Annotated in this window: 15 protein-coding genes; 1 reads left to right on the top strand and 14 read right to left on the bottom strand. The window is 66.3% G+C overall.

Annotation, left to right across the window (positions count from 1 at the left end; translation table 11 throughout):
* Window position 1: 1 nt before the first annotated feature.
* The 4 genes from ACXZ1M_RS19420 to ACXZ1M_RS19405 are packed head-to-tail and all read right to left on the bottom strand — an operon-like array spanning window position 2 to window position 6,154.
* A complete protein-coding gene (locus tag ACXZ1M_RS19420) occupies window positions 2-2,227 on the bottom strand; it encodes a TonB-dependent receptor family protein (protein ID WP_459049281.1) in 2,226 nt (741 codons plus the stop codon).
* Window positions 2,196-3,956, bottom strand: a complete 1,761-nt coding sequence (locus ACXZ1M_RS19415) for a dipeptide ABC transporter ATP-binding protein (protein ID WP_459049280.1) — start codon at window positions 3,954-3,956, stop codon at window positions 2,196-2,198. The genes ACXZ1M_RS19420 and ACXZ1M_RS19415 overlap by 32 nt, the downstream gene beginning before the upstream one ends.
* Entirely contained in the window at window positions 3,953-4,831 is an 879-nt protein-coding gene (locus ACXZ1M_RS19410) for an ABC transporter permease (RefSeq protein WP_459049279.1), read from the bottom strand. Before ACXZ1M_RS19410 ends, ACXZ1M_RS19415 begins: the two co-directional genes overlap by 4 nt.
* A gap of 3 nt (window positions 4,832-4,834) precedes the next feature.
* The gene (locus tag ACXZ1M_RS19405) at window positions 4,835-6,154 is read right to left on the bottom strand and encodes an LLM class flavin-dependent oxidoreductase (RefSeq protein ID WP_459049278.1); all 1,320 of its coding nucleotides are present in this window, start codon (window positions 6,152-6,154) and stop codon (window positions 4,835-4,837) included.
* A 260-nt stretch (window positions 6,155-6,414) separates the two neighbouring features.
* Between ACXZ1M_RS19405 and ACXZ1M_RS19400 the strand changes: the two genes are divergently transcribed.
* A complete protein-coding gene (locus ACXZ1M_RS19400; protein ID WP_459049277.1) occupies window positions 6,415-7,326 on the top strand; it encodes a CysB family HTH-type transcriptional regulator in 912 nt (303 codons plus the stop codon).
* On the opposite strand, the gene ACXZ1M_RS19395 is transcribed toward ACXZ1M_RS19400, so the two are convergent.
* The 10 genes from ACXZ1M_RS19395 to ACXZ1M_RS19350 are packed head-to-tail and all read right to left on the bottom strand — an operon-like array spanning window position 7,327 to window position 21,085.
* Window positions 7,327-8,340 (bottom strand): aldo/keto reductase, encoded by a 1,014-nt coding sequence (locus tag ACXZ1M_RS19395; RefSeq protein ID WP_459049276.1) that lies wholly within the window; start codon window positions 8,338-8,340, stop codon window positions 7,327-7,329.
* 14 nt (window positions 8,341-8,354) lie between these two features.
* Window positions 8,355-10,166 carry an ABC transporter ATP-binding protein gene (locus tag ACXZ1M_RS19390; RefSeq protein WP_459049275.1) on the bottom strand — a complete coding sequence of 604 codons (1,812 nt, stop codon included), beginning with the start codon at window positions 10,164-10,166 and terminating at the stop codon, window positions 8,355-8,357.
* The gene (locus ACXZ1M_RS19385; RefSeq protein ID WP_459049274.1) at window positions 10,163-12,160 is read right to left on the bottom strand and encodes an ABC transporter ATP-binding protein; all 1,998 of its coding nucleotides are present in this window, start codon (window positions 12,158-12,160) and stop codon (window positions 10,163-10,165) included. Before ACXZ1M_RS19385 ends, ACXZ1M_RS19390 begins: the two co-directional genes overlap by 4 nt.
* Window positions 12,157-13,164 (bottom strand): aldo/keto reductase, encoded by a 1,008-nt coding sequence (locus ACXZ1M_RS19380; protein WP_459054047.1) that lies wholly within the window; start codon window positions 13,162-13,164, stop codon window positions 12,157-12,159. The genes ACXZ1M_RS19385 and ACXZ1M_RS19380 overlap by 4 nt, the downstream gene beginning before the upstream one ends.
* Window positions 13,165-13,185: 21 nt before the next feature.
* On the bottom strand, window positions 13,186-14,916 hold the full coding sequence (locus tag ACXZ1M_RS19375; RefSeq protein WP_459049273.1) for an ABC transporter substrate-binding protein: 1,731 nt from the start codon (window positions 14,914-14,916) through the stop codon (window positions 13,186-13,188).
* A 13-nt stretch (window positions 14,917-14,929) separates the two neighbouring features.
* The gene (locus ACXZ1M_RS19370; RefSeq protein ID WP_459049272.1) at window positions 14,930-16,237 is read right to left on the bottom strand and encodes an SfnB family sulfur acquisition oxidoreductase; all 1,308 of its coding nucleotides are present in this window, start codon (window positions 16,235-16,237) and stop codon (window positions 14,930-14,932) included.
* A gap of 2 nt (window positions 16,238-16,239) precedes the next feature.
* Complete coding sequence (locus tag ACXZ1M_RS19365) at window positions 16,240-17,052, bottom strand: ABC transporter permease (protein ID WP_459049271.1); 813 nt, start codon at window positions 17,050-17,052, stop codon at window positions 16,240-16,242.
* The gene (locus tag ACXZ1M_RS19360; RefSeq protein ID WP_459049270.1) at window positions 17,049-18,035 is read right to left on the bottom strand and encodes an ABC transporter permease; all 987 of its coding nucleotides are present in this window, start codon (window positions 18,033-18,035) and stop codon (window positions 17,049-17,051) included. Before ACXZ1M_RS19360 ends, ACXZ1M_RS19365 begins: the two co-directional genes overlap by 4 nt.
* A gap of 9 nt (window positions 18,036-18,044) precedes the next feature.
* Window positions 18,045-19,736, bottom strand: coding sequence for an ABC transporter ATP-binding protein (locus ACXZ1M_RS19355; protein WP_459049269.1), 1,692 nt, complete (start codon window positions 19,734-19,736; stop codon window positions 18,045-18,047).
* A complete protein-coding gene (locus ACXZ1M_RS19350) occupies window positions 19,733-21,085 on the bottom strand; it encodes an LLM class flavin-dependent oxidoreductase (RefSeq protein ID WP_459054046.1) in 1,353 nt (450 codons plus the stop codon). Before ACXZ1M_RS19350 ends, ACXZ1M_RS19355 begins: the two co-directional genes overlap by 4 nt.
* Between the last annotated feature and the right edge of the window lie 31 nt (window positions 21,086-21,116).

Genomic DNA, 21,116 nt, shown 5'->3' with positions numbered 1-21,116 from the left:
ATTAACGGAAGCTCAAGCTCAGGCCCGCATACACGCCACGGCCGTCACCTGGTGCGGAGCGGCGCTGGTCGGTGCCGGCGTCGTTGTAGGTCGGCGCCACGCTGGAGACGTAGTGCTTGTCCGCCAGGTTGCGGAAATCGACGAACACTTTCCAGCCCTGGCTAGGGTGATCGTAGCCGAGACTCGCGCCGACGATGCCGTAGCCGTGGGTGCGGAAGGAGTTGGCGTAATCGACGTCGATCGCCGACGCGGCCTGCACGCTGACGCCGGCATAGAAGCCGCTGCCATGCTCATATTGCAGCTCGCCCTGGTAGTAGCGGCGCGGGATGCCCGGCAGCGTGTTGTGGCCAAAGCGCTTGTCGTTGCGGAAGTAGAAGTCGTTCAGCGTGAACGACTGGCGCGCCGACAGCTTGCCCGATGCATCCTTGTACAGTTCCGACTCCAGCCCCGCCTCGATACCTTGGTGGATGGTCGGCGTGGCGTTCGATTCGGCGGTGATGGCGGCCGTGGTGGCACTGGCCGGAATCACTTCGACCGACAGCAGCTCGTTCTTCACCGAGGAACGGTACAGGCTCAGACTCCAGTTGGAGTTGAAGGCGCGGCCGCGCGTGCCGATTTCCACCGTGTTGGCCGATTGGTCCTTCAAATCCAGGCCACGGCGCGACAGGCCGGTGGCCGGGCCGCTGGTGAAGGTCGGCGGAATCGTCAGGAACGCCCAGCTGTTCGGCGGTTCGATCGAACGGCTGACGTTACCGTACACCTGCACCTGGTTGTCGAAGGTGTAGCGCAGGCCGGCGCGCGGCGCCAGCGCGTTGGTGCTGCGGTTGTACGGCTCATTGGTGAACGGGAAGGTCACCTCGGTGTAGCGCTTGGTCCAGATGGCCGACAAGCCGGTGGTCAGCCACAGGTTGGACGCCAGTTCCAGGTCGTTCCCGGCGTGCAGGGTGGTGTCGGTGCCGTCGTAGCGCGCGCGGCGGATCAAGGTGCCGACCGGCAGCGCGGCCGTGGCGGCGGCCGGAATCCGCACGTAGGTATTGAGCCAGCCATTCAGGTGACTGGTGGTCAGCACGCCGACCTTGGTTTCGCTGCGCAGGCCCCACGGCGTATCGTTGCGCTGATACTGCAGCGAGGCCGAATAGTCGCGGAAGCCCCACTCGCCGACGTTCACCGCCAGTTGCTGGTCGATCGGATAGTCGTGGTACACCAGGCCTGCTTCCAGTTTGGAGTTGGCGTCGATATTCCAGGTGGTCTTGTTGGCGATCCAGGTGGAGCCGGGCTGGTGGCGGTGCGCGTCCTGCGCCACCGATACCGGGTTGGCCTGGCGCGGATTGGCTTCGATCTGCGCCACGGTCAGTGCGCCCGGCTGGTAGTTGTCGGTCTCGCGGTAGCGCAGGTAGAAGCGCGTTTGCACGTCCGGGCTGAATTTGTAGCCGATGTTGGCGATCACGCCTTTCGATTCGCCGCTGGACAAGGTCTGGAAGCCCTTGCGCTCCGAATAGGTGGCGGCCGCGTAGTAGTCCCACGCGCCGATCACCTGGCCGCTGCTGACGGCCACCTTGCGGTAGCCGAAGCTGCCGCCCTCCACGCGCGTTTCGAACGGCGCGGCTTCATAGCCGGTGCGGGTGACGTAGTTGATGGCGCCGCCGAGCATCAGCGCGCCGAGGTCGAAGGCGTTGGCGCCGCGCAGCACTTCCGTGTGCGACAGGCCGAGCGGCTCGAACAGTTCATACGGCGTGCCGCCCGGACCTGTGACCGGCAGGCCGTCGAACAGGAACAGGGTGCCGGAGCGGAAGAAGTTGGTGCCACGGTTGATGGCCGAGCCACGGATCGAGATCTTGATGCCGTCGGTGCCGCCGGCCGCTTGCGCATACACGCCGGGCTGGTACGCCAGCACGTCTTCGTTGGTGAAGACGCGGCCCTTCTCCACTTCCGCCGCGCTGATCAAGCTGGTGCCGCCGGGGATTTCATCGAGGCGCAACTGGGCGCGGTCGGCGTTGTTGAGGGCTTTGCCTTTGATGACGACGGAGGCGCCGATGATGGAGGAACTGGCTTCTACTGTGGTGGCCTGCGGATCGGCGGAGGCTTCCGCTGCTGCTTCTGCGGCGGCGGTTGCGGCCGAGGCACTGTGCATGCACAGCGCGCCGGCGGCGGCGGCTGCGATCAGGGTGAGGGATAAACGGCTGCGCTTCGCATGGTCAGGCTGCGTCCAAAACACTTTCTTTTTCATTGCCGGTACTTTCTTCTGTGATCGAATTGAATAAAAAATCGGGATGCGGCATGCTGGCCTGAGCGGCCAACAGCATTCGCGTATAAGGGTGGCGCGGCTGCGCATACAGTTCGTCGGCCGGGCCCTGCTCGACGATCACACCGTCCTTCATCACCGCCACCTGGTCGCAGATGCGGCGCACCACGCCCAGGTCGTGCGAGATGAACAGACAGGAAAGGCCGAGCCGCTGCTTGAGGTCCGCCAGCAGGTCCAGCACCTGCGCCTGCACCGAAACGTCCAGCGCCGATACCGGTTCGTCGCACACCAGCACTTCCGGCTCGGCCGCCAGCGCGCGGGCGATGGCGAGACGTTGGCGCTGGCCGCCCGAGAGCTGGATCGGCCGGCGCGAGATACAGCTGGCGTCCAGCCGCACCAGGTCGAGCAATTCAAGGATGCGCTGGCGGCGCGCGCTGCGCGCTACACCGGCGGCAGCCAGCGCTTCATCCAGCACGCGGTCCACGGTGTAGCGCGGATCGAAGCAGCCCAGCGTGTCCTGGAACACCACCTGAACGCGGCGGCGGTGCTGGCGTTTCTGCGCCGCCGACAACGACTGCCACGGCTGGCCGTTCCAGTGCACGCTGCCGCTGTCCGCCGTTTCAAGGCCAAGCAGGATGCGGCTCAGCGTGGTCTTGCCGGAGCCGGATTCGCCGACGATGCCCAGCGTTTCACCGCGCCGCAGCCCGATCGATACGCCGGCCAGCGCGTGGCGTTGCTTGCCGTCCGGCGCCGCATAGGTTTTCTGCAGTCCGGACGCATGCAGCACATAGGGATGCTGGCGCGCGGACGCCATGCGGCGCAGCGCCGATTCCGTCGCGGCGATGGCCTGGCCGGACTCGCCGGCCAAACCTGCTCCGGCACCCTGCACGCCCGCTTTCGGCACTTGCCCGTGCACGGCCACGGCGGCGGCCAACAGCGAACGGGTATATGGATGTTGTGGCGCGTGCAGGATCTGCTCCACCGGTCCCTGCTCGACGATTTCGCCGTTCAGCATGACGGCCACGCGGTCGGCCAGCCTGGACACCAGCGCCAGATCGTGGCTGACCAGCAGCATGGCCATGCCCTGCCCGCGCAGTTGCAGTAGCAGTTCCAGCACCTGCGCCTGCACCGCCGCATCCAGCGCGGTGGTCGGTTCGTCGGCGATCAGCAACTGCGGCGTGCAGGCGATGGCGGAAGCGATCAGCGCGCGCTGGCGCAGGCCACCCGACAACTGGTGCGGATACAGGCCGATACGCTGTTCTGCATCGGCCATGCCGGCCGATTGCAACAGCTCCAGCACCTTGGCCGCGCGCTGCTCGCGATTGAGGTCTCGGTGCAGGTCCAGCGGTTCGCCCACTTCGCGGCCCAGCGTGCGCAGCGGATCGAGCGCATTGAGCGCATCCTGCATCACAAAGCCGACCTGGTTGCCGCGCAGCCCGCGCCATTGGCGTTCGCTGTAGTTGCGCAGGTCGGCGTCGCCGAAGCTCAGGCGGGCGGCGCTCACTTGCGCATCCTGGCCGGCCAATCCCAGCAGGGCGCGAGCGGTGACGCTCTTGCCGGAGCCGGATTCACCAACGATGGCCAGGCATTCGCCGGGACGGATCTCAAACGACACACCCTTCACCACTTCGCCGGCGGCGAAAGCGACGCGCAGCTGCTCAACGGACAACAGGACAGGTTTGATCTGGTGCAGTATCGATACTGGCATGTTCATGATGATTTCCCTTCGCTTCGTAGCAGCAGTTCGCGGCCCAGCGTGGTGATGGAGACCACGGTGAGAGTGATGGTGATACCGGGCATGGCAACCAGCCACCATGCGTTCGACATGAAGTTGCGGCCCAGTGCCAGCATGGCGCCCCATTCGGGCGATGGCGGCGGTGAACCGAAACCGAGAAAACTGAGTGCGGCGCCGAGCGCGATCTTGGCGCCGATGCCGATGGTGGCCAGCGGCAGCACCGGGCGTACGGCATTCGGCAGCACGTGGCGCCACAGGATGACCAGCGGATGCCAGCCGAGCGTGCGCGCCGCTTCGACGTAGCCTGACTGGCGTACCTGCACCGTCTGCGCCCGCACCAACCGCGCATAGCGCGGGATACTGGCCACGCCCACCGCCAGCGTGGCGTTCACCAGGCCCTGGCCCCAGATGGCGATGAACACCAACGCCAGCAGCAGATCAGGGAACGCCAGCAGCACATCGACAAAGCGCATCAGCACCGTATCCAGCCATTTCTGTCCCAGCCCGGCCGCGAGGCCCAGCCCTACACCGAAGATAACGCCGACCAGCGTGGCACCCACGCCCATCAGCAGCGATGGGCGTGCGCCGTGCACCAGCCGGGTCCACACATCGCGGCCGTTTTCGTCGGTGCCGAGCAGGTGCTGAGCGGAGAACGGCAGGCCGAAGGCGTCGCGCGCGCTGCCTTCCAGAGGATCGCCATGGGCCAGCAGGCCTGGCGCCACGGCGGCCAGCACCAGCAAGCCGACAAACAGCGCGGCCAGCACCAGCCCCGGGCGCCAGCCGGCGCGGCGGCGGCCGTTCCGGCTGGCGGGAAGGACAGCGCCCGTTGCCTGGGTTAGTGCGGCGTCGCTCATGGGTCAGGCCGCCGACCGGCTGTCGCGTTGCGCCGCGTACTGGCTCACCGGCCGTTCCAGGCCGAGGTGATGGCGCAGCGTGCTGCCGGTGTACTCGTGACGGAAGATGCCGCGCTTGCGCAGCAAAGGCACCACGTGGTCGACGAAAATCTCGGCGCCGGACGGGAACACGTCGGGCATGATGTTGAAGCCGTCGGCGGCGCCGGCCAGGAACCATTGTTCCAGGCTGTCGGCCACCTGATCCGGCGTGCCGACCAGCAGGCGGTGGCCGCTGCGAATGCGGCGCGAGAGCTGGCGCACGGTCAGCTTTTCGCGGCGCGCCAGGTTGATCTGCGCCTGGAAGAAGCCGTGCGAGCCGGTGGTCAGGTCGCGCACGTCGCCGATGCGGTCCCACGGCAGTTCGGAGTCCAGGTCCAGTTCCGCAACGTTGATGCCGATGCGCTGGGCGATCTGTCCCGCCAGCCCTTGCTCGCCCTGATAGGAATCGAGCAGGTCGCAGCGGGCGTTGGCTTCCGCTTCGGTGGAGCCGATCACGGTCGACAGGCCGGGCATAATCTTCAGCGATTCCGGATCGCGACCCCAGGCGCGGGCGCGGGCCTTCATCTCGTTGTAAAACTCGATGCCGTCTTCCAGCGTGGTTTGGGTGGTGAAGATGGCGTCGGCGTAGCGCGAGCCTAGCGCCTTGCCGCCTTCCGACGATCCGGCCTGCACCAGCACCGGGCGGCCCTGCGGGGAGCGCGGCACATTCAGCGCGCCGTGCACGGAGAAGTGTGCGCCGTCGTGGTTGATGGCATGGACGCGGGAGGCGTCGGCGAACACGCCGCGTTCGCGGTCGGCGATAATGGCGTCGTCCTCCCAGCTGTCCCACAGCTTGTTGGCGATTTCGATGAATTCGGCAGCGCGGCCATAGCGGTCGGCGTGCAGCGGCGCACCGGCGAGGCCGAAGTTGCGGGCGGCGACATCGCCGGCGGTGGTGACGACATTCCATGCCGCGCGACCGCCGCTGATGTGGTCCAGCGACGCCAGGCGGCGCGCCAGGTTGTACGGATCGTTGTAGGTGCTCGACGCGGTGGCGATCACGCCGATGTGGCGCGTGGCCAACGCCACCGCCGTCAGCAACAGGGTCGGTTCGATGCGGCCGCCGGGCTGGCTGGCGACATCACTGATCAGCGCCGGGCCGTCGGCCAGAAAGATGGCGTCCAGCGTGCCGCGCTCGGAGATGCGGGCGATGTTGGTGAAGTAGTCCACGTCCAGCAAAGCCGACGGCGGTACCTCGCCCAGGCGCCAGGCGGCGCTATGCCCGCCCAGTCCCAGTATGTTCATCCCGATGCTCATCTGCTTGCGTGTCATGCCATTCCCCGTGTTGCGTTTTTGAGTAGTGGGATGGAAGTTACATGTCAAATGCGGCGCGCACAAACAATCAAAAATGCGAACGATAGAAGGAAAGACGATATAAGCTTTATCGTACCAACGTACTTCGGATATGCATATTTGGAAGTGTTCGTTGTGAACTGGCGTGGAATATCTATCATGTTGCAGAGTTGATCACCATATTTGGTTTCTACAGCCAGGATCGGAGCAGCATGAACTTCCAGCAACTGCGCTTTGTGCGCGAAGCCATCAGGAATAACCTCAACCTCACCGAGGTTGCGGCAGTGCTTTACACCTCCCAGTCGGGTGTCAGCAAGCAAATCAAAGATCTGGAAGATGAATTGGGGATTGAGCTGTTTGTCCGCAGCGGCAAGCGCCTGACGGGACTCACGCGCGCCGGTGACGGCGCGGTGCAGATCGTCGGCCGCATTCTGCAGGAGACGGAAAACCTGCGCCGCTACGCCAGCCAGTACGCCGGCGTGGACAGCGGCCGCCTGGTGATCGCCGCCACCCACACGCAGGCGCGCTACACGTTGCCCAAGGTGGTGGAGGAATTCAACCAGGCCTTCCCCAAGGTGAAGCTGGAGCTGCATCAGGGTTCGCCGCGCCAGATCGCCGACATGCTGGCCAATGGCGAAGCCGATATCGGCATCGCCAGCGAGGCGCTGAACGAAGCGAGCGAGGTGAGTGCGTATTCGTGCTTCACTTGGAATCACCAGGTGGTGGTGCCGGCCGGGCATCCGCTGCTGGCGCTGGCGCCGGTGACGCTGGAGCAGATCGCCGCGTATCCGCTGGTGACCTACAACGACCAGTTCACTGGCCGCAAATGCGTGGACGCGGCTTTCAGCCAGGCCGGCCTGACGCCGGACCTGCGCCTGACCGCCATGGATGCGGACGTGATCAAGACTTACGTGCGGCGCGGCCTGGGCATCGGCATCGTGGCCGAGATGGCGCTGGAGGATTTGCAGCGCGACGATCTGGTGGTGCTGCCGACGCAGGGACAATTGTTCGGCACCTGCAGCACCATGCTGGCGGTACGCAAAAGCGTATTCCTGCCCAGCTTCGCCTACCGCTTCATCGAGATGTTCGCGCCAGGCTTGCAGCTGGACCGGCTGTCGGCTTAATTACCAGCGATAGCGACTGGCCGAGAAATCGGCCTCGTAGAACGGCGCCACGTGGGTGCCGGGCGCGATGATGGCGTCGATGCGTTTCAGGTCTTCGGCGCTGAATTCCACCGCCAGCGACGCCAGCGCATCGTCGAACTGTTCCACCGTGCGCGGGCCGATGATGGAGCTGGTCACGCCCGGCTGCTGCACGGTCCACGCCAAGGTCAGTTGCGACAGCGGCACGCCCTTCTCTTCCGCCAGTTGCGTCAACGGTTCGATCACGTCGTAGATCTGCGGCGTCAGGCGTCGCGCCTGCATCGGGCTCGGATCGACATAGCGGCCCTGTTCCGGCTTGCTGTCCTTGCGGTACTTGCCCGACAAAAGTCCACCGCCGATAGGACTCCACGGCAGCAGCGCCAGGCCCCAGGTCTGCGCCACCGGCACCAACTCGCGTTCGATGCGGCGATCCAGCAGGTTGTAGGGTGGCTGCTCGGAGACGAAGCGGTTCAGCCCCAGCTCCTTGGCAGCCCACAGCGCTTCCACCGCCTGCCAGCCGGCGAAGGTGCTGGAGCCGATGTAGCGCACTTTGCCCGAGCGTACCAGGTCGTCCAGCGCGCGCAGGGTTTCGTCGATGGCGGTATCCGGCGCGGGACGGTGGATCTGGTACAGGTCCAGGTAGTCGGTGTCGAGCCGGCGCAGGCTGTTCTCGGCCTGTTCGATGATGTGGCGGCGCGAACTGCCGCGCAGATTGCCGTCGGTATCGTGCATCGGCAGGTGCACCTTGGAGGCCAGGAACACCTTGTGGCGCTGGCCGTTGCGCTTGAGCGCCTTACCGGTGAACTCTTCGCTGCGGCCGCGCGAATACACGTTGGCGGTGTCGATCAGGTTGATGCCGGCTTCGATCGCCAGGTCGATGATGCGGGCTGATTCGTCATACTCGGTCTTCCCGCCGAACATCATGGTGCCCAGCGCAAGCGGGGATACCTTGACGCCGGTGCGGCCGAAGGGCCGGTAGTCGCGGATGGTGGTCATGTCGTACTTTCTAATCAGGTGGATGGAAGATCGTCGAACGATGCGCTGCTGCTGGCGTGCAGGCCGGCGTAGATGCCGTTGCGCGCCAACAGCTGCTGGTGGTTGCCCTGTTCGGCGATGCGGCCGTGCTTGAGCACGACGATCAAATCGGCGTCGCGCACGGTGGCGAGACGGTGGGCGATGATGATGGTGGTACGCCCCTTGCGCAGCAGTTCCAGTGCGTTTTGGATTTTCAGCTCGGTAAAGCTGTCGATGTTGGCGGTGGCCTCGTCCAGGATCAGGATCTTCGGTGATGCCAGCAAGGCGCGCGCAAAACTGAGCAACTGGCGCTGGCCGACCGAGAGGTTGCGGCCGCGTTGGCCCAGTGGCGTGTCGTAGCCCTGCGGCAGCGCGACGATGAAGTCGTGCGCGTGCACCGCCTTGCAGGCGGCGACGATCTGCTCGTGCGTGGCGCCGCCGACGCCGTAGCGCACGTTCTCCTCGACCGTGCCGCTGAACAGGAAGGGTTCCTGCAGCACCATGCCCACGCCCTGCCCCAGCGATTCCTGGGTCAATTCGCGCACGTCGTCGCCGGCCACGCGCACGGAGCCGCTCCAGACGTCGTAGAAGCGGTGGATCAGCGCGGCGATGCTGGTCTTGCCGGAGCCCGTGGCGCCGACCAGGGCCACGGTCTGATACGGCGCGATGTGCAGGTTCAGGTCGTGCAGCACCGGCTGCCCCGGCACGTAGCCGAAATTGACGTGCTCGAAGGTGATGGATGGCGGTGCGCTGGATAGCGGCCGCGCATCCGCGCGGTCCGACAGCGTGACCGGAACGTCCAGCACTTCGAAGATGCGCTGGGCGGAGGCCATGGCGCGCTGCATGACGGTGTATTGCATGGTCAGCGTGCGGATCGGGTCGAAGAAACGCTGTACGCAGAAGATGAAGGCGACGATCACGCCGACATCGAGTTCGCCCGCCACCACGGCGCGGCCGCCGACCACCACCACGATGGCCATCGCCACGCCGGTCAGGATGTCGACGGTGGGCACCATCACCTGCGAGGCCAGCGAGGATTCCACCTGCGCCGCCAGGTTTTCCTTGGCGCGCACGGTGTAGCGCTCGAAGTTGACCTGCTCGCGGCGGTTCTCCTGCACGGTGCGGATGCCGTTGATGTTTTCCGCCAGCGCCGCGTTGACGCTGGACGATGCTTCGCGCGCGCGGGTGAAGGCCTTGCGCGCCCACGGCAACCACACCAGCCGTATCAGCAGCAGTGCCGGCAACACGCACAGCGTGAGCAGGCCCAGTTCCACGTTCATGGTCAACAGCAGCGCGATGATTCCGATCAGCAGGAACAGATCGCTGAGCGCGGAGACCGAGGTTTCCATGAACTCTTGTAGCGAGTTGACATCGCCCTGGAGGCGGGACATCAGCCGGCCCACCTGGGTGCGATCCATGATGGACAGCGACAGCCGCTGCAAATGCTCGAACATGGCGCGGCGCAGGTCGAAGATGACGGTTTGCGCCAGGCGCGCGGCCAGCCACTCCTGCAGGAAGGTCAGGCCTGCATTGAGCACGATGAGCAGCGCGAAACCGGCCAGCACCAGCTGGAAGCTGAAGCTTGACTGGCCCAGGGCGCTGTCCACCGCATGCCGCACCGCCACCGGGATCGCCACTTGTACCGCCGTGTACAGCGCCACCGTGAGCAGCACCACGGCAAACGCCCAGCGTTGCGGGTGCATGAAGCGCCACAGGCGCGCGCTGACGCCTAGGTCGAAGCGCTTGAATACTTCTTCGCCACGGTCGCGCAGCAGCGCCTCGACCGCGTCGGCTTTCTGGATACTCATGATTGCAATTCCTGTTCGTCTTCGTCTTGCAGCTGCTGCGGTGGCGCTGCGCGTTCGGCGCCCGATTTGGCGGCGCGGTGCTGCAGGCGCCATAGCTCGGCATAAGGGCCGTCGCGCTCCAGCAATTCGGCATGGCTGCCGCGTTCCACGATGCGGCCGTGGTCCAGCACGAGGATGTGGTCCGCGTGGTGCAGGGAGCTCAGTCGGTGGGCGATGATGATGGTGGCCGCGTGGCGCATCGCTTCGCTGATGGCGCCACGCACGCGCTGCTCGGTAACGGCGTCGATGGCGGCGGTGGAATCGTCCAGCACCAGCACCGATGGATGGTCGAGCAAGGCGCGGGCGATGGTCATGCGCTGCCGCTGTCCACCGGATAGCGCCACACCGCGTTCGCCGACCTGTGTGCCGTATTGTTTCGGCAGCTGGTCGACGTGGTCGTGAATTTGCGCGACCTGCGCGGCGGCGATTACCGGCGGCTGGCCGGCGTCCGGCACGGCGTAGGCGACGTTGTGGTGGACCGAGGTGTTGAACAGGAAGTTCTCCTGCTGCACCAGCGCCACCTCGCGCCGCAGCGACGCCAGTTCGATATCGCGGATGTCGCGGCCACCGAGCGTGATGCGGCCTTCGCCGATGTCGTAGAAGCGCGGGATCAGATGCGCCAGCGTCGACTTGCCGCTACCCGGCGCACCGACGATGCCCAGCACCTGGCCCGGATGCAGCTCGAAGCTGATGTCTTCCAGTACGCGGCGTCCGCCAGGACTATAGCCGAAGCCCACACGCTCGAAGCGCAGCACGCCGACGTTGCCCCCCGCGCGGGCAGAGGCGTGCGCGCCGGCATCGGCACCGACGACCGCGTCCGCACCTGGGCCGTCACGCCGCGCGAGCTTTGCCGCGCCCGGGCGGTCGCCGATCTCCGGCTGAGCATCCAGCACGTCGAACAGCCGTGCGCCGGAACTGGTGGCGCGGGCGCTGGCGTTGACCACCATGCCGATCTGGCGCAGCGGCTGGTGGAGGATGGTGATGAAGGTCAGGAACTCGGTCAGCTCGCCCACCGTGGTGGTGCCGGCCGCCACGCGCTGGCCGCCTACCCATAGCACCAGCGCCATCGAAATATAATACGCCAGCGTCATGGAACTCATGGAGCGCATGCGCGTGGTGATGCGGGCATTGGACAGGCGCAGCGCACGCTGGGAGATCTCGTCGAAGCGCGACATCTCGGCGCGCACCGCGTGGAAGGCGCGCACCACGCGCACGCCCTGCAGGTTCTCTTCCATGCGCAGCGTCAGCTCGGCCATCATCTTCTGCAAGCGCTGCCAGCTGACGCGCAAGCGCAGGCCGGCTGTGACGGCGTTCACCAGCACATACGGCGCAAAACTCAGCGCCAGCAAGCCCAGTCCAACATCGACGCTGAGCAGCCGCCACGAGCCGATGCCCAGCAACAGCAGCAGCGTGAGCACGCGCAGCACGCCGAATTCGAGGAAGGCGCGCACGCCCTCCAGGTCCAGCATGCCGCGCGCTATCAGCTCGCCGGTATGGATGCGGTCATGGTAGCTGAAGCTCAGTTGCTGCAGCTTGTCGTAATAGGCCAGCCGCAGGTCGTAGCCGACCTTCTGCGCCAGCGTTTCGCCGTAATAGCCCTGCAGGCCGGTCAGCACGCCGCGTATCGCGCAGGTGGCGACGATCAGCAAGGCGGTGATGAGCAAGGCCCGCTCGGCGCCGCCCGTCGTGGCGGTCGTGGCGGCGCTCGTGGCGGCGGTCGTGGCGGCGGTCGCGCGCGGCAGCAGGTGGCCGGCCTGATCGACCGCGCGGCCCAGCAGTTGCGGCATGATCAGATTGAAGATGGCCGCGCCCAGCGCGCAAGACAGCGCCGCCGCGCAGCGGCCCGGATAGCGCGCGGCGAGCACCACCAGCCGCCCCAGGATCTTCGGCATGGCCTGCACGTCGATGGTTTCTGCATGCTGCGGCGGGACTGGACGATTGGACGTCTCGCTCATGCGCGCGCCACCCGGCCGGTGACCGGATAAGCCGGATCGGTGTAGCCTGGCGTGCTCGGATGGCCGGGCGTGACCAGGCTGTCGAACAAGGCCTCGTCTTCCGCAGTAAAGCGGTAGGCCAGTCCCTTGCGGTAGCCCTGCCACTGCTCCAGCGTGCGCGGGCCGCCGATCACCGCGCTGACGTGACGGTTGTTCAGCACCCAGGCCAGCGCCAGCTCCGCACTGGTGACGCCGCGCTCCTGCGCCGCCGTCGCCAATCGCTGCGCCAGCAACAGCGACTCCGGCCGCCACTCGGTCTGCAACGCACGCTGGTCGTTGCGGCCGATGCGGCTATTCGCATCCGGTTGCGTGCCGGGCTGGTATTTTCCGGTGAGGACACCGCGCGCCAACGGGCTGTATGGCACCACGCCCAAACCGTGGTGCGCGCATGCCGGCAAATGCTCCACCTCCGGCATGCGATTGGCCGCGTTGTAATAAGGCTGCGAGACGATGGGCGCGCCGATGCCCAACTGGCGGCTCAGGTGCACCACTTCCGACACCTGCCAGCCGCTGAAATTGGACAAGCCGTAGTAGCGGATCTTGCCTTGCGCCGTCAGGTCGCCCAGCGCGCGCAGCGTCTCTTCCAACGGCGTGCCCGCATCCGGGCGGTGCAGGTAGTAGATGTCGATGTAGTCGGTACCGAGGCGCTGAAGGCTTTGCTCCACCGCCTGGATCACACGGCGGCGCGACAGGCCGCGCTCATTCGGCCAGGTGCCGACCGCATTGCCTACCTTGGTCGCCAGCACCCATTTGTCGCGCCGGCTGGCGATGGCGCGGCCCACCACACGCTCCGATTCGCCGTGGTTGTAGATGTCCGCCGTGTCGATGAAGTTGATGCCGTGTTCATGCGCGTCATCGATAATGTGCAGCGCGTCGCTTTCGGCGGTGGCGCCGCCAAACATCATGGTGCCGAGGCACAGCCGCGATACCTGCACGCCGCTGCGGCCCAATTGTTCGTATTCGATTGCCTTGCTCATTGATGGTCCTTATGCCTTGCTCAGCCAAACATTGGCGAAATTGTTGCGGGTCTGCGAGGGGAATTCATCCACATTGCGCAGCCGTTTTGCGTACACCGAGAACCACTTCACTTCCAGCAGCGGCAGCACCGGCAGGTCCGCCGTGACGATCTGCTGCAGGCGCTTATAGTTCACCACGCGCTGGGCCGGGTTCTCTCCGGATCGGCTCTGCTCCAGCAGCGCGTCGACCTCCTTGTTGCTATAGCCGGAGGCTTTGCTCCACGGGACGCCGGGCCGGTCGCCGCGCGCGCCGTAGCGGATTTCCAGGCTGGCCTGCGGGTCGGCGGTCCAGCCGCCCCAGGAGCTGATCACCTGGAACTGGCGGTTGGTGAAGACGTCGCGCGACCACGTGGACAAATCCTTGGCGCCCAGGCTGGCGTCGATGCCGATGCGGCGCAGCGCTTGGCGCACGAATTCGCCGGTGCGGCGGTAATCGTCGCCGAAGGGAATGAAGTCGTGCACCAGCTTGAAACGCCAGCCATCCGCTTTGCGCGGCAGGCCGGCCTGGTCGAGCAACTTCTCGGCCTTGGCCGGGTCGAAGGGATATTGCTGCAGGTCGCGCGTGAAGTATTCCTTGACGCCGGAGGGCACCGGGCCGTCCAGCGGCGCACCGTACCCGCCCCACACCGTCTTGACCAGCGCGGCGCGATCCACCGCGTGGGCGATGGCCTGGCGCACTTCCAGCTTGCCCAGCACCGGATCGCGCAGGTTGAACTCCAGCCAGAAGCTGGTGGGCTCGTACTGGTTGGTGTCCAGCACCAGGGTATCCAACTTTTGCAGGCGCGCGGCGTCGCTGAAGGTGATCGGGTTGCGCACCGCGAAATGGGCGGCGCCGGTTTCCAGCGCGGCTGCGCGGCTGGCCGAGTCGTTGATGACCTTCCAGACGATGCGGTCCAGGTGCGGCAGGCCGGGAATGTAGTAGTCCGGATTCCGCTCCAGCACGATGTGACTGCCGCGCTGCCATTCCTTGAACACGAAGGGGCCGGTGCCTACCGGCTTGGTGTTGTAGGGATTGGTGGCGAGGTCGTTGCCTTCGTACAGGTGGCGCGGCAGGATCTGACCACCGTTGGTGCCGAGGTAGCGCATCAGCACCGGCCAGCGCTGCTTCAGGTGCAGCAGCACGGTCCGTTGGTCGGGCGTGGTGACCTTGTCGATGACAGCGGTGATGTTGGTGGCGCTGCGCGGCCAGATCACGTCCAGCGAATATTTGACGTCGTCGGCGCCGAAGGCGTGGCCATCGTGCCAGCGCACGTTGGGACGCAGCTTGATGGTGATGGTGCGGCCGTCCTCCGACGGCTTGGCGCTGAGCGCCAACCGGGGTTCCAGCCCGCCTTGCCCGTTGTCGACGAACAGGCGGTCATAGATCTTGGAGGTGATCAGCGAGATCGGATTGGCGCCGTTCAGGTGCGTGGCCAGCGTGGGCGGCTCGGGATAGGCGATGCCGACCAGCGTGCCGCCGCGTACCGGGGCGCCGGCCGATCCCGCCGCGCCGCCATTCGCCGGCACGCCAGCCGCCACACCCGCTGCACCGATGGCGCCGGCAGCTACCGCGCCGCTGCCCGCAGCCATGAAGGCGACGGCAGCGGCGCCGCTGGCGTGTGCGGCCACCGGCAGCCCCCCGGCCAATGCCGCGCCGGCCCAGCGCAGCAGGCGGCGGCGCTGTGGCGCGGCCAGGCTGTCGAATACGGAATTGGAATCCATGGCGTGCTCCTTGTCAGATGCCGGCGGCGAGGCGCGGCACGGGCAGTTCACCGATGACCGGTTCCGGCCCTTCCGGCATGGCTTTCGGCTTGTCTTCGCCCAGGTGCTTCGGACGGCGCAACGGCACCTTGTCGTTCAGGTAGTAGTTGCCGACGTCGAACAGGCGCCAGCGCACCGGGTCGTGCAGCGTGTGCGTGCGGGCGTCGCGCCACAGGCGGTCCAGGCCATGGTCAGGCGCGGTCGAGCGGGTGCCGGACAGTTCGAACAGCTTGGTGGTCAACAGCAGCGCGCTGCTGGTGCTGGCGGCGCGCACTTCGGAAACCGCGACGGCGGCGCGGGTCCAGTCGGCGGCCAGGTTGCTGGTGTAGGCGCGGTCGATGGCGAGGCCGGCGCGCTCCAACAGCGCCTCCGTGCCGTGCAGCGACACGGCCAGCTCGCCCAGCTCGCGGATGCTCAACTGGTCCTCTTCCCACACCGCATCCGCCGGCGCGTCGTCGGCCTTGGGATTGCGCTGGCGGATGAAGGCGATGGTGGCGTCGAAGGCGGCGCGCGCCAGGCCGGTGTCGATGGCCGCGTGCATGATCTGGCCCACCGGACCGACCGGCTTGACGTGGTCCGGCGTGACGCTGTGCGGCACCAGCCATTCCGGCTTGAGGTAGGCGTTGTCTGCGACCACGGTGCCGCTGGCGGTGGTGCGCTGGCCGAACGAGGCCCAGTCGTCCACCACGCGGATGCCGTCGTGCGTGCGCGGGTAGATCGCCAGGAAGTGATTGCGCTCGGCGTCGGCCACGGCGATCGGCACCCAATCGGCGAACAGCGCGCCGGTCGAATAGTATTTGCGCACGTTGACGCGATAGCCTTCGCCGTCTTCATCGGCGGACAGGCTGGTCTTGCGGTCTTCCGCCTTGCGCACATCAGGCTCCACCAGCGCATTGCCGAAGTGGTCCCCGGCCAGCACGCGCTCGAAGAAGAAGGCTTTCTGCGCCTCGCTGCCTTCGTGGCGGATGATCTCGATGATGAAGTAGTGGTTCTGCGGGATCTGGCCGATGGAGCCGTCCGCCGCCGACAGCAGCGCGAACACGCGCGCCAGCGTGGTGTAGGAGACGCCGGCGCCGCCGTATTCCTTCGGTACGGTGATGCCCCACAATCCGCTCTGGCGCAGGCGTTTGAGTTCCTGCACCGGTAGGCGACGTTCGCGGTCGCGCAGTGTGGCGCCGGGCGCGAATTCGGCGGCCAGCGTGGCGGCGACTTCCAATGCTTCGGCGTCGTCGCGGATGATGTGGGCCCGGCCCGGTCCAATGGATGTGATGGTTGTGCTCATGTTCAGTCTCGCAGCTTGGGGTTGAAGTAGTGATTGAGTGAGTCGCCCAGTACATTCAGCGACCACACGGTCAGCATGACGGCGACGCCGGGGATGGCGATCATGTACCAGCCGGTGCGGATGGCTTCGCGGCCGGTGCCGATCATGGCGCCCCAGCTGACCGCGTTCGGATCGCCCAGTCCCAGGAAGGACAGGCCCGATTCGGCCAGGATGCAGCCGGCCACCACGATGGAGGTGCTGACCACGATGGGCGTGAGTGCATTCGGCAGGATGTGGCGCAGCACGATGCGCGCGTGCGACATGCCGGCCGCCAGTCCGGCCTGCACGTATTCGCGGTTGCGCAGGCCAAGTACTTCGCTGCGCACCACGCGTGCGGTGTGGGTCCAGGAGGTGACGGCCAACGCCAGCACCACCACCCACACCGACGGCGACAGCAGCGCCACCATGATGGCGGCCAGCAGGAAGCGCGGCACGATCTGGAACAAGTCGGTCAGGCGCATCAGCACATTGTCGACCCAGCCGCCGCAATAGCCGGCCAGGGTGCCGGTGAGGACGCCCAGCAGCAGGGTCAGTGCGCCGGCGGCCACGCCAACCAGCAGCGATACGCGTGCGCCGTGCGCCAGGCCGGCGGCGATGTCGCGGCCCATGAGGTCCGAGCCCAGTGGATGGCTCCAGTCCTGGCCCGGCCACAGGTAGGGCGACAGCGCCATGTCCTGCGGGTCGCCGGGGAACAGCAGTGGCGCGAACAGGGCGCAGAACAGCACCACGGCCAGAATGAATAGTCCGAGACGGACCTGGAAAGTGGTCTTCATCATGCGAGCTCGATGCGAGGGTCCAGCCGCGCGCTCAGCACATCGGTCAGCAGGCTGGCCAGCATGACGAGCAGGGAACTGAGGAACAGGATGGACAGCAGCAGGCTGGTGTCGCGCGCGCCGACGGCGTCGTAGGCCAGCTTGCCGAGGCCCGGCCAGGAGAATACGGTTTCGATGACGATGCTGCCGCCCAGCAGTTCGCCGACGCTGGCGCCGGCCAGCGAGACCACCGGCAGCAGCGCGTTGCGCAGGGCGTGGCGGAAGTACACCAGCCGTTCGGACAGGCCCTTGGCGCGCGCGGTGCGCACGTAGTCTTCCTGCAGCGCGTCCACCATGGCGGCGCGGGTGAAGCGGGCGTACACGGCGCAAGAGTACACGGCCAGCGTAGCCACCGGCAGCACCAGGTGCCAGGCGACGTCGCGCACGTGGGCCCAGCCGGTCAAGGCAGCGCCCTCCACTTCCTGCATGCCGCCGATGGGCAGCCATTGCAGCTGCACGCCGAACAGCACCACCAGCATCAACGCCAGCCAGAACATGGGCACCGAATAGCACAGCGCCATCAGCGCGGAGACGGCGCGGTCCAGCAGGCCGCCGCGATAACGCGCGCACAGCATGCCGATACTGACGCCGAGCAACAGGGCCACCGTCAGACTGGTGATGCCCAGCAGCGCCGTGGCGCCGATGCGTTCGCCGATCAGGTGGGCCACTGGTTCGCCGTAGCGGTAGGAGTAGCCGAGGTCCAGAATCAGCAGTTTCTTCAGGTAGATCAGCAGCTGCATGTAGAGCGGGACGTCGAGGCCGAAGGCGCTGCGCAGTTCCGCCAATTGGGCTTCGGTGCCGCCGGCGTTGTCGCCCTGGCCGGACTCGCCGGCGATGACTTGCGCCAGGTCGCCGGGCGCCAGCTGGATCAGGGCGAAGTTCAGCACGCAGATGCCCAGCACAATGGGAATGAATTGCAGCAGTCGGCGTTTGAGGTAGGTTTTCATGCGGTGGTCCTAGGCGCGGCGGGCCAGCGCGGGGCGCTCGGCAGCATGGACGGCGGGATCGGCGTTTGGCGCTGGCCATGCGGGATGGGCGGCGATCAGCTGGCGCGTGTAGGGATGGGAGGCGCCGGTGAACAGGTGGTCGCGGGCGATGGTTTCCACCACCTCGCCTTTTTGCATGACCATCACGCGGTCGGCCATGTAGTTGATGACGGACAGGTCGTGCGAGATGAACAGGTAGGACAGGCCGAATTCCTGTTTCAGGTCGATGAATAGTTTGAGGATCTGGGCGCGCACCGAGACGTCCAGCGCGGATACCGGCTCGTCGCAGATCAGCAGTAGTGGTTGCAGGATGAGCGCGCGGGCGATGCCGATGCGCTGGCGTTGGCCGCCGGAGAATTCGTGGGGGTAGCGTTTCGCGGCATCGGCTGGCAGGCCGACGGCGTCCAGCATGGCGCGGATGCGGCGCTGGCGTTCGTGGCGGTCGCGCTGGCCCTGTACTTTCTGTACTTCGTCGAGCATGTCGTCGATGCGCAGGCGGGGATTGAGCGAGGCGTATGGGTCCTGGAATACCAGTTGCACCTTGGCGCGGTGCGGACGCAGCTTGCTGCCGCGCAGGCTGGCGATGTCTACGCCGTCCAGCACTACTTCGCCCTCCACCACCGGATTGAGGCCGATGATGGTTTTGCTGAGGGTGGACTTGCCGCAGCCGGATTCGCCGACCAGGCCTAGTGTTTCGCCGCGCGCGATGTCGAAGGAGACGCCCTTTACGGCGGAGATGGTGCCGTAGCGCGTGGAGTATTGGGCTACCAGCTTGCGGACTGCCAGCACCGGCGTGGCCGGTTGGCCGGCGACGACTGGCTGCACGGCGCGCAGCGGTGCGCGGTTGCGCGTGAGGTGCAGGGTGGCGTCCAGCAGGTTTTGGGTGTAGGGATGGCTGGCGGCGAAGAAGACTTCGGCGCAGCTGCCCTCTTCCACTTTGACGCCATGGCGCATTACGGCCACGCGGTCGGCCCACTGACCGACCACGCCCAGGTCGTGGGTGATCAGCAGCAGTGACATCGACAGTTTCTGGCGCAGTTCGTCCAGTAGTTCCAGCACCTGTGCCTGGATGGTGGCGTCGAGCGCGGTGGTTGGTTCGTCGGCGATCAGCAGGCGAGGTTCGCAGGCGATGGCCATGGCGATCATGACGCGCTGACGCTGGCCGCCCGATAAGTTGTGCGGGTAGTCGTCGATGCGGCGTTCCGGCTCTGGAATTTTCACCAGTTCCAGCAGTTCGATGGCGCGGGCGCGGGCCGCCGCGCCGCGCAGGCCGCGATGACGGTGCAGCACTTCGATGATCTGCAAGCCGATGGTCAGCACCGGATTGAGTGAGGTCATCGGGTCCTGGAAGATCATGGCGATGTCGTTGCCGCGCACGGCCTGCAGCTGCGATTCCGGTGCGCCGAGCAGGTTGCGGCCGTCCAGCAGCACTTCGCCGCTGGCGCGCGCCTTGGGTGACAGCAGGCCGGTGATGGCGGCGGCGATGGTGGATTTACCGCAACCGGATTCGCCGACCAGCGCCACCACTTCGTTACGGTGGATGGTCAGGCTGAAATCGCGGACGGCAGCGCCGTCCGGATACCAGACGTCCAGCCCGCGTATGCGCAGCAGCGCGGCGGCGTCGTTGGTGGCGTCGTTGGCGGCGTGCCGGGCGGACGTCATTTCCATAATCGGTGCGCGGCGGCCGTGTGGTTGTCCGGCAGGTGGGCGCTGCGGCGGTTGAACAGCTTCTGGCGCAGCGTGCCCTCATCGTAGGCGGTCTTGTACAAACCGCGCTCCTGCAGCTCGGGGATAATCAGGTCGATGAAATCGGTGAAGGTCTCAGGCGTCACGGTACGGGTGAGATTAAAGCCGTCGAGGTCCGTCTCGCGCATCAGTTTTTCGATTTCATCGGCCACCTGCGACGGCGTGCCGACGATGGCCGAATGCTGCACGCCGAAGCGGCGCGTCTCCAGCAACTGGCGGCGCGTGGTGCCCGGCGCAAAACGCCGTCCGCGCGCTTCGCCAACGCGGCGCAGGCGATCCGGATACATGGCCTCCAGCTTTTCCTCCGTGATCTCCTCGTCCAGGCCGAAGCGTTCCAGGTCCACTCCCATGCCGCTGACCATGTGCGCCATGCTGCCTTGCGCGCTGGCGTACTGTTTGTAGTCCTCGTATTTTTCCTGCGCGGCTTTCTCGCTGCGGTCGGTCACGACGGTGAGGCCGGAGAAAACCTTGATGTCGTCTTCCTCGCGCCCCGCCCGCACCGCCTCGGCACGGATGTTGGCGACGATCTTGCCGATGGCCGCGCGATCCGGGCCGCCGGTGAACACGCACTCCGCATGGCGCGCGGCGAACTGGTTGCCGCGCTGCGAGGCGCCGGCCTGGAACAGCACCGGCGTGCGCTGCGGCGACGGCTCGCTGAGGTTGTAAACGCCGTCCACTTTGTAGTACGGGCCTTCGTGGAAGATGCGGTGGATTTTCTTCGGATCGGCGTAGATGCCGCGTTCGCGGTCGGCCAGCACGGCGTCGTTTTCCCAGCTGCCTTCGAGCAGCTTGTAGAAGGCTTCCATGAAGTCGTCGCCACGGTCGTAGCGGTCGTCGTGGTCCTGCTGCTGTTTCAGGCCGACGCCGCGCGCGGCGCTGTCCAGGTAACCGGTGACGATATTCCAGGCCACACGGCCGGAGGTCAGGTGGTCGAGCGTCGCCATGCGGCGCGCAAAGATGTAGGGGTGTTCGTAACTGAGATTGCAGGTGACGCCGAAGCCGAGATGCTCGGTGGCCAGCGCCATGATGGGCACTACGTACAGCGGATCGTTGACCGGCAGTTGCACCGCTTCGCGCGCGGTGTGCTCGATGCCGCCGCCCAGTACATCGTAGACGCCGACGATATCGGCCAGGAACACCGCGTCGAACAGGCCTCGCTCAAGAAGCTTGGCGAGGTCGGTCCAGTATTGCGGTTTGTTGTAGTCGACGGAATTGTCGCGCGGGTGCTTCCACAAACCGTGGTGGATGTGTCCAACGCAGTTCATGTTGAACGCGTTGAGGCGTATCTTTTTTTTC

Source organism: Duganella paludis (genome assembly GCF_054461335.1).
Note: the sequence above shows the minus strand (reverse complement) of the source record. Positions and strands in the feature narration are given on the sequence as shown.